Origin of the sequence: Xanthomonas sp. NCPPB 3005, assembly GCF_041228095.2 — a bacterium.
GTDB classification, from domain to species: Bacteria; Pseudomonadota; Gammaproteobacteria; order Xanthomonadales; family Xanthomonadaceae; genus Xanthomonas_A; species Xanthomonas_A bonasiae.
The window spans coordinates 3,168,264-3,177,485 of record NZ_CP166096.2 but is presented as its reverse complement, the minus strand read 5'-3'; the positions used below and the strand labels follow the sequence as shown (position 1 = coordinate 3,177,485).

Genomic DNA, 9,222 nt, shown 5'->3' with positions numbered 1-9,222 from the left:
GGCGGATAGGCGTGGGCATCGTCGTGCAGGACGACGGAATATTCATGCGCGGCCGCAGCAGGCGCGGGGCAGGGCGGCATGGAGGGTGTGCCGTACGAAACGAACGGCAGCGGCGATTATCGCATCCGGATATGAGAGACAGTCCCCAGTTTCGATCCATGTATGCCATCAGTTGGGTGCAAATGACGGGCACATCCATTGATATTGGCAGTGCTGGTGTTATGGCTGCCTACAGCACCATTTATCTAGCGCAGGGAAGTGCGATGGATCACACGCTCGGAAGTTCTCACGTCGTCTCGTTCGCTCCGCCATCGTCGCCACAGCTGGCCGCGCTGGCGACGGAGCGTCACGAGGTGGCCGCCGCGCCGACACAGGCGCAATCGCCGCAGCGGTTCGATGTGCACATGTCGCTGGCTCGTTCCTACCGTTCAAATACCGAAGTGGCCTCGCCATGAAAATGCGTCCCATGATCTACGCTGTAACCTTGCTGGGCACCGGTTTGGTGTTGGGGCTTTTGCTCAGCGGCCGGCCCGCGAAGTCTGCCGTCACCACCAACCAAGCCACGCCGCCACTGACGGTCAGCATCGTCAAGCCGCAACGCAAGGCGCTGGCCGAGGCGGTTTCCGTGGTCGGCGCGACGCGCAGCCGCGAGAACGTACCGGTGATCCCGCAGTTGTCGGGCCTGCAGGTGCAACGCGTGGAAGCCGAGGTCGGCGACTACGTCAAGGCCGGGCAGGTATTGGCGGTGCTGGACGGCAAGGGCATGGGGATCTCCAGCAACGAGCTGCGGTCGGACTTCGAGCGCGCGCAGGGCGACTACGAGCGCATGCGCCTGTTGCTGCCGCAGCAGCTGGTCAGCGTGGAGTCGTTCAAGCAGAAACAGGCGGATTTCGAGGGCGCACGTGCGCGCTACGAGAACGCACGACTGAGCGTGCAGCGCACCAGCGTAGTCGCTCCGGCCGCAGGCTTCGTCTATCGGCGCACCGCCGAGATTGGCAATCTCACCAGCGATAGCGTCGCCTTGTTCGAAATCGCGAAGGACGGCGAGATGGAGATGGATGCCAGCGTGCCCGAAGCGGTGGTCGTGCGTCTGAAGCCGGGCATGAGCGCGAGCGTCAAGCTGGCCGGGCACGCCGAGCCCATCTCCGGCGAGATTCGGCTGATCACCCCGAACGTGGACAGCACCACCCGTTCGAGCGAAGTGCGGATCCGTCTGCACACGCAAGACGTCGTTCCGGTCGGCATCTTCGCTCAGGCGCGCATCGACCTGGCGCAGGTGGAAGGCTGGACGATTCCGCGCACGGCGATGCAGCAGGATTCGCTGGGCAGCTATGTCTGGCGTGTGGGCGACAAGGGCCTGGTGTCGCGCATGCCGATCACGCCGACCTTGCAGACCGTCGACGAAGTGGTGGTGTCGGAATCTCTCGGCGATCTGCGCATTGTGGCCAAGGCCGGTCCGTTCCTGCGCGAGAAGGACAAAGTGCTGATCGCCGACGCGAGTCGCTGACCGCGCGCGTCGATGATCCAGGTACCGCAACGCTCCACCTGCCGCACTTCCTCATTGGATAGAGACCTTTCGAAATGAACTTCGGCTTCTCCACCTGGGCGATCCGCAATCCGGTGCCACCGATTCTGCTGTTCGTCATGCTCACGCTGGCGGGCATCGTCGCCTTCATGCAGTTGCCGATCACCGCGATGCCCAACGTGGTCACGCCTGTCGTCGACGTGTTGATTCTGCAGCCAGGCGCGACCCCCACCGAGCTGGAGACGGAGACGACACAGAAGGTCGAAGATGCGGTGGCGTCGATCCCGGGCATCAAGCGCATCGTGTCGACAGTGACGGAAGGCCAGTCGACGACGCAGATCGAGTTCAACCTCGATATCGGCGTCGATCGCGCGACCAACGACGTACGCAACGCGGTAGCCGCGATCCGGCAGAATCTGCCGGCGACAGTACGCGAACCCATCGTGCGCCGCGCTAGCGATACCGGCCGGCCGGTCGGCATCTACATCGCCGAAGCGCCGGAAATGCCGATGGAAGACCTGAGCCGGTTCGTCGACCAGACGGTCGCGCGCGAACTGCTTACGGTCAAGGGCGTATCGCGTGTCGACCGCAGTGGCGGCAGCGATCAGGAAATCTCCATCGTGCTCGACCCGGCGATACTGGCGTCGCTCGGAATCAGCGCAGCCGACGTCAGCCAGCAAATGGTGGCCAGCAACGTCAATTCTCCGGGCGGACGCTTCACCCTCGGCGCGACGGAATACGCGTTGCGCACGATCGGCCGCGCCGACAGTCTGGATGCCTTGGCGGGAACGCGCATCGCGGTGCCGGGCGGACGCAAGGTGAAGCTGTCGGACATCGGTGTCGTTTCCTACGGCCCGTCGGAGGTGCGCAACATCACCAAGGTCGATGGTCGCCCGGCGGTGACCTTCATGGTCTATAAGGATCCCGCCATCAGCGAGGTCTCGGTCGCCAAGGCGGTACGCGAGCGTCTGGAAGCGTTGTCGAAGACGGGTGGGGTGAAGTTCCGTGTAGCCTTCTCGGATATCGATTTCGTCGAGATCGGCTATCGCGCGACGATGTTCAACTTCTTCGAAGGCGCCATTCTCACCGTGCTGGTGGTGTTTTGGTTCCTGCGCAATCGGCGCGCCACCTTGATCGCGGCGCTGACGATCCCGTTGTCGATCATTCCCACGTTCCTGGTCATGCAATGGCTGGATTTCAGCTTGAACATGATCAGCCTGCTGGCGATCACCTTGGTCACCGGCGTGCTCGTCGATGATGCGATCGTCGAGGTCGAGAATATCGACCGGCATATGCGCTCCGGAAAATCGGTCATGCAGGCGGCGATCGAAGCCTCGGAAGAGATCGGCCTGTCGGTGATCGCGACGACCTTGGTGATCTGCGTCGTGTTCATTCCAGTCAGTTTCATGGGCGGGCTGCCGGGCCTGTACTTCCGCCAATTCGGTCTGACCGTGGCGGTCGCCGCGTTCTTCTCGCTGATGGTGGCGCGCTTGCTGACGCCGATGTTGGCGTCGCGACTGATGAAAGTGCCGACCACGGATCATCCGCAGGACGGCGCCTTGACGATCCGATATCTTGCGATCGTCCGATGGACGCTCAAGCACCGCATCAAGACGCTGGTGATGGCGCTGCTCGGCGTGGTCGCTTCGTTCGGGCTGGTGCCCTTGTTGCCGCTCGGCTTCATGCCGTACGACGATTACTCGGTCTCCAGCATCACTCTGGAAGTTCCGCGCGGCAGCACCATCGAGCAGACCGATCAGGCAGCGCAGCAAGTCGCCGCAGTGGTGAGCAAGCACGCGGAGGTCGAGTACGTCCTCACCCTTTCCGGCGGCGCCGACGGCGCGGTCAACAAGTCGCGGATCTACGTCAAGCTGGTTCCTCCAACCAAGCGCGACATCAGCGAGCGCGAATTCACCACGCGCGTCTATCCGGAGATCGCCAAGCTGGCCGACATGCGGGTCAGTTTCGACAGCCTGTCGGGTCGAAAGGACGTGTCGATCGCGCTCGTAAGCGACGACGATCGCGCGCTCACCCGCGCGGCCGATGCGGTGAAACGCGACATGCAGAAGATTCCCGGGCTGATCGGCGTCGATACCAGCGTCGGCCAGGAGCAGCCGGAAATCGTCGTGCAGATGGATCCGCTCAAGTCGGCCGAGTTCGGCATCACCGCGCAGCAGGTCGGCGAGGCCGTCAGCACCTCGACGATCGGCGACGATATTCCGCGACTGTCCAAGTTCAATTACATGAGCAGGGAAATTCCGGTGCGCGTTCGCCTGCCGCGCGAATACGGCACCGATCTGGGCATCTTGCAGAATCTCAAGCTGCGCACGGCCGCTGGCGACAGCGTGCCATTGGCGTCCGTGGCCACGCTGCGATTCGGCAAGGGGCCGGCCACCATCGAGCGCTACGACCGGCAGCGTCGCATCGATCTGCAGGCCAATCTCGACGGCGTCGCCCTCGGTACCGCGATGGAGGCGGTCAACGCCTTGCCATCGATCAAGCACCTGCCGCCGGGCGTGCGTGTGCTCAATACCGGCGACGCCGAGTTCGTGAACGAACTGATGGTGAGTTTCCTGAAGGCGCTCGGTACCGGTCTGTTTCTGGTCTATGCGATCCAGGTCTTGCTGTATCGCGACTGGTTGCAGCCATTGGCGCGGATGATGGCGTTGCCGCTGTCGATCGGCGGCGCGTTCCTGCTGCTGTTCGCGACCGGCATGGAGCTGAGTCTGCCTGCCTTGCTCGGCATGCTGATGTTGATGGGTATCGCCGATAAGAACTCGATCCTGCTCGTGGATGCCATGTTGGAGAATATCCGCGAAGGCGTGCCGAGATTCGACGCAATCATGCTGGCCTGCCGCGCCCGCGCGCGCCCGATCGTGATGACCTCGGTGGCGATGACTGCGGGCATGCTGCCGTTGGCGTTCGGCGTATCGCTGGACTCCGCGTTTCGCGCGCCGATGGCTATCGCGGTGATTGGTGGACTGATTTCCTCGACCGTGCTCAGCCTGATCCTGGTCCCGGTGCTCTTCAGTTTCGTTCATGACATCGAGCTGTGGCTCGCGCGGAAATTTGGTCCCAAGGTGCAGGCGATCGTGTCCAGTGCGGCGTGATCGGGGGCATGACGAGCGACGAGCCAATGGGAGGGGCGAGTGGCGATGCATGGGCAATCGCTGTTGCCGCAACGCAATCGGCGTGCGGTGCCTTGCTAGGGCGCGCTTGCCGAGCTGCCCCGATGGCGTTTCTCATGGAGCATCTCATCCACTCCGTCTTGCTGGCGTGCGAAACCTGGGGTCATGACGAACGTCGAACATAGATGCCCATCCGCGCTGGGTGTTCCGCCAGGGGGTGGCGGGGCGGGCGTCGATGTCTGGCTCGCGTTCTATGACCACATCGCCGAAGACGCACTTGCCGGCATTCTGCCCTTGTTGAATGCGGACGAACGCAGTCAACAAGTGCGGTTCTTGCTCGAAGATGACCGCAAGCGTTACCTCGTGACCCGTGGCATGGCGCGTACGGTGTTGTCCAAGTATGTGGATGTGTCGCCGGAGGACTGGAGTTTTCTGAAGGATGGCTTCGGGCGTCCACACATCGCGGATCGGCATGGGGTTGATGCGTGCAGTCTGTCCTTCAATATCTCGCATACGCGTGGGTTGATCGCCATGGCCGTTACCTCGCGCCGCGCGGTGGGCGTGGATGTCGAACAGATCGTGGCGCGGCAGGTGTCCATGGGAGTGGCGAACAGTAATTTCGCCCCGGAGGAGATCGCCGATCTCGCCTGCGTGCCTACCGATCAACAGCAGGATCGCTTCTTCGAGTATTGGACCTTCAAGGAATCCTACGCCAAGGCGCGCGGTCTGGGGATGTCCATGCCGTTGGAGAAATTCGGCTTTCGGTTGGGGGACGGACGCTCAGTGCGGTTGGTGGCAGATCCGAGCCTGGACCACGACGTGAGCCGCTGGCGTTTTTGGCAATGCCGGCCCACGCGCGATCACTTGTTGGCGCTTTGCGTGGATGTAGGCGACGACGCGGTGCCGCAGGTCATCATCCGCCGCTGGATTCCAACTGGCGCGCATGCCGTGCTCGATCTGGAGTTTCTGAAGACCTCGTGAGAGATCCGGATGATTCAAGTGCTCCGTGTCGAGGGGGGTGCTGGCGTGTGCCTCTGACCCGCGAGTGCGAACGCTGGTTCCGGAAAAGCTGTGTGACTGGCAAGGAAGATTCGCCGCTATGGGCCGACTGGGCATGAGGCCCTTGCCTTGGCTGCATTTGGCTGATGCGAAAGAGCGCGCCGGTGCAGTCTGGCCGCTACGAATCGACTGTGACCAAAACGGGGGCAGATCCGAAGATCTGCCCCATGTCAACGCGAGTACGCCGGTCTGGATGGATGCCGACAACCGGAACTTCGTCAAAGGCGTGTTATGGGCGATACGCCCGGCCACGCCTGGCCCATTACTGCAAGCCGCTGTCCGCGTGCATCATCGCGAAACTCCCTGGAGCGCCGATGGCTTGGCCCTGGCTGTCGTGCTCGAAACCGGTTGCTCGGGATCCAAGCAAGGACGCCTCGAAGCCATCGTTCAAAGACTTGCGCCCAGCGAGGTCTTGGAAGCGCTGCGGCGCTGCTCAGTGGCGGGCGTTGTCCCGTGCCTTGCCGACTTCGCTCTGAACCTTGCCTGCGCCCTTCTGCAGTTTGCCTTCGACTTCCTTCAACTTGTTGCCGGTGACCTTGCCGACGACTTCCTTGACGGTGCCCTTGACCTGGTTCTTGGCGCCTTCAGTGCGATTCTTATCCATCGTTGACTCCGCGAGTAAGTTAGAGCCCTTGAGCGGGCATCGCCAAACTGCGCGTGCAGCGGTATGGCGCGAGTGAAGATTGGGCGCAGTCGGAAGTGCCGTTTAATCGCTGGAAAGTTTGGGCGCCGAGGCGATGCTTCGGTCCGGTTCTCGTGTCGTCCATGGGCGCAGCCTGCACGCGATGCCATGGGCCATGGCGCTGCGCTGTTGCGCATCGGCGTTGGCTCCCGGGATCGTGCGTCTTGACGTGTCCACAGGCGTACAGACAGCGGCGAGCGGGTCGCTGCGATGGTCGGAATGCTGGAATCGTGGCTTTGCGATCCGCCAGCTTTGGATAAGACTGGCGATGACCTATTTCCGCTTTTTCCTCCTCCTTGGATGTCCGATACCAGCCGCCAGATGCGGCGTGCCGACTATTCTGAAGGCTGGATCCGGGCTGCGCTTTCCGCGGCTGCAGCACGCCGCATGCGACACCCGGCTACCGCTCGCGGCCTCCGGGTGGCGCATGTCGTCACTGAGGCTGCGACGCTTGGCACTCGAACACGCTGACGCTGCGCGGCGGCGCCAGGAACTCGCTGGCACCTGCGGGCATGCTGTCGATCTGCAATGCGTCGTCGGTGGACAGCACCAGCTTCCAGTGCAGTTCCTCCTCCGACGAGGGCAGGGTGAAGTTCACCCCTTCGTGGTAGGCGTTGATGACGATCAGCAGCGTGTCGTCGTTGGCCAGTTCCCTGACCCCGGAGGTCTGCGCCTTGCCTTCCAGCAGCAGCCCGACCACGCGGGCGCCGGCATCGGTCCAGTGCGCGTCTTCCATCTCGGTGCCGCCGGGATTGAGCCAGGTGAGATCGCGCACGCCGGCTTCTTCGTTGTACTGGCCGTTGAGGAAGCGCCCGCGGGTCAGGATCGGGTAGCGCTTGCGCAATGCGCTCAGCGCTTTCACGAACTCGGTCAGCCGGCCTTCGGTTGGGTCGTGGTCCCAGTCTAGCCAGGTGATCTCGTTGTCCTGGCAATAAGTGTTGTTGTTGCCGCCCTGGCTCTGCGCGCGTTCGTCGCCGGCGAGCAGCATCGGCGTGCCTTGCGCCAGCAGCAGCGTGGCCAGCAGGTTCTTCATCTGCCGCTCGCGCAGTTGCAGGATCTCGGCGTTGTCGGTCGCGCCTTCCTCGCCGTAGTTGCAGGAGCCGTCGTTGGACGAGCCGTCGCGGTTGTCCTCGCCGTTGGCGTCGTTGTGCTTTTCGTTGTAGCTGACCAGGTCGCGCAGGGTGAAGCCGTCGTGCGCGGTGATGAAGTTGACCGAGGCCCAGGGCCGGCGGCCGCGGCGATCGAACAGGTCGGCCGAGCCGGTGAAGCGGGTGGCGAACTCGGCGAGCATGCCGTCGTCGCCCTTCCAGAACGCGCGTGCGTTGTCGCGGAACTTGTCGTTCCACTCCGACCAGCCCGGCGGGAAATGCCCGACCTGGTACCCGCCCGGGCCGCAGTCCCACGGCTCGGCGATCAGCTTCACTTCCGACAGCAACGGATCCTGGTTGCACGCATCCAGGAAGCCGCCGCGCTGGTCGAAGCCGGTGGGTTCGCGGCCGAGGATGGTGGCCAGGTCGAAGCGGAAGCCGTCCACGTGCATCTCGCCGGCCCAGTAGCGCAGCGAGTCGTTGACGAACTGGATCACCCGCGAGTTGCTCAGGTTCAGCGTGTTGCCGGTGCCGGTATCGTTGATGTAGTAGCGCTTGTCTTCGGCCAGGCGGTAGTAGCTGGCGTTGTCGATGCCGCGGAACGACAGGGTGGGGCCCAGTTCGCTGCCTTCGGCGGTGTGGTTGTAGACCACGTCGAGGATGACCTCCAGGCCCTGGCGGTGCATGGCCTTGACCATGTCGCGGAATTCGTCGCGATGGCCGCTGGCCAGGTAGCGCGACTTGATCGCGAAGAAGCCCAGGGTGTTGTAGCCCCAATAGTTGCGCAGGTCCTTGTCGAGCAGGTGCTGGTCGTCGAGATAGGCATGCACCGGCAGCAGTTCCACCGCGCTGACGCCCAACTCCTTGATGTAGCGCAGCACCGGTTCCTGGGCCAGACCGGCGCAGGTGCCGCGCAACTCCTGCGGTACCTGCGGGTGGCGCATGGTGTAGCCGCGCACGTGCGTCTCGTACACCAGGGTGTCGCTCCATGGGGTCAGCAGCCGGGCGTCGTCGCCCCAGTCGTAGGTGTCTTCGACGACCACGCACTTGGGCATGAACGGCGCGCTGTCGCGTTCGTCGAAGCTGAGGTCGCCATCCGGGTGGCCGACGGTGTAGCCGTAGAGTTCGTCGGCCCAGATCAGGTCGCCCTCGATCTCGCGGGCGTAGGGGTCGAGCAGCAGTTTGTTGGGATTGAAGCGATGGCCCTCGCTGGGCGCGTACGGGCCATGCACGCGGTAGCCGTAGCGCTGGCCGGGCTTCGCATCGGGCAGGTAGCCGTGCCAGATCTCGTTGGTGTACTCGGGGAGGTCCAGCCGCGTTTCCGTGCCGGATTCGTCGAACAGGCACAGCTCCACGCGCGTGGCGTGCGCCGAGAACAGGGCGAAGTTGGTGCCCTGGCCGTCGAACACGGCGCCGCGGGGGAAGGGGCGGCCCTGGCGGATGCGCGAGGGGGTGGCGTAGACGGCGCTGGTGGGGTGTCGCATCGGTGCAGGGCTCTTGGCCGGCATGCCGGCGTGTGGGGAAGAGCGCAAGCATTGACGCGGATGCCGTGCAGGACGCGTCATGGCCTGTCGAGGGGCGCGTGAGGAGCGGGCATTGCGGCACCGGATCCGTGCCTGGCGTTGCGATCGGCGCGCTGCGCGGTGGCTGCCAGTGCCGCCGCGGATGCGCGCTGTGCCGTGCGAACACGCAGAACCCGCCATCGGGCGGGTTCTGCGGGCACCGCCTGTGCTGCGGCAC

At 63.9% G+C, this 9,222-nt stretch carries 6 protein-coding genes; 4 read left to right on the top strand and 2 right to left on the bottom strand.

Annotated features, from left to right (window positions below; all coding sequences use genetic code 11):
- Positions 1–158: 158 nt before the first annotated feature.
- The 4 genes from AB8810_RS13920 to AB8810_RS13905 all read left to right on the top strand — a co-directional run bounded on the left by AB8810_RS13920 (position 159) and on the right by AB8810_RS13905 (position 5,634).
- Entirely contained in the window at positions 159–455 is a 297-nt protein-coding gene (locus tag AB8810_RS13920) for a hypothetical protein (protein WP_369913978.1), read from the top strand.
- 11 nt (positions 456–466) lie between these two features.
- A complete protein-coding gene (locus tag AB8810_RS13915; protein WP_191826948.1) occupies positions 467–1,507 on the top strand; it encodes an efflux RND transporter periplasmic adaptor subunit in 1,041 nt (346 codons plus the stop codon).
- A gap of 74 nt (positions 1,508–1,581) precedes the next feature.
- Positions 1,582–4,635, top strand: a complete 3,054-nt coding sequence (locus AB8810_RS13910; protein WP_179564193.1) for an efflux RND transporter permease subunit — start codon at positions 1,582–1,584, stop codon at positions 4,633–4,635.
- Between the two features lie 183 nt (positions 4,636–4,818).
- The gene (locus AB8810_RS13905) at positions 4,819–5,634 is read left to right on the top strand and encodes a 4'-phosphopantetheinyl transferase superfamily protein (protein ID WP_369913977.1); all 816 of its coding nucleotides are present in this window, start codon (positions 4,819–4,821) and stop codon (positions 5,632–5,634) included.
- Between the two features lie 511 nt (positions 5,635–6,145).
- Here the strand turns inward: AB8810_RS13905 and AB8810_RS13900 are convergent.
- Together AB8810_RS13900 and glgX are read right to left on the bottom strand one after the other, a co-directional pair.
- Entirely contained in the window at positions 6,146–6,316 is a 171-nt protein-coding gene (locus AB8810_RS13900) for a CsbD family protein (RefSeq protein ID WP_179564197.1), read from the bottom strand.
- A 511-nt stretch (positions 6,317–6,827) separates the two neighbouring features.
- Positions 6,828–8,966, bottom strand: a complete 2,139-nt coding sequence (gene glgX / locus AB8810_RS13895; protein ID WP_369913976.1) for a glycogen debranching protein GlgX — start codon at positions 8,964–8,966, stop codon at positions 6,828–6,830.
- Between the last annotated feature and the right edge of the window lie 256 nt (positions 8,967–9,222).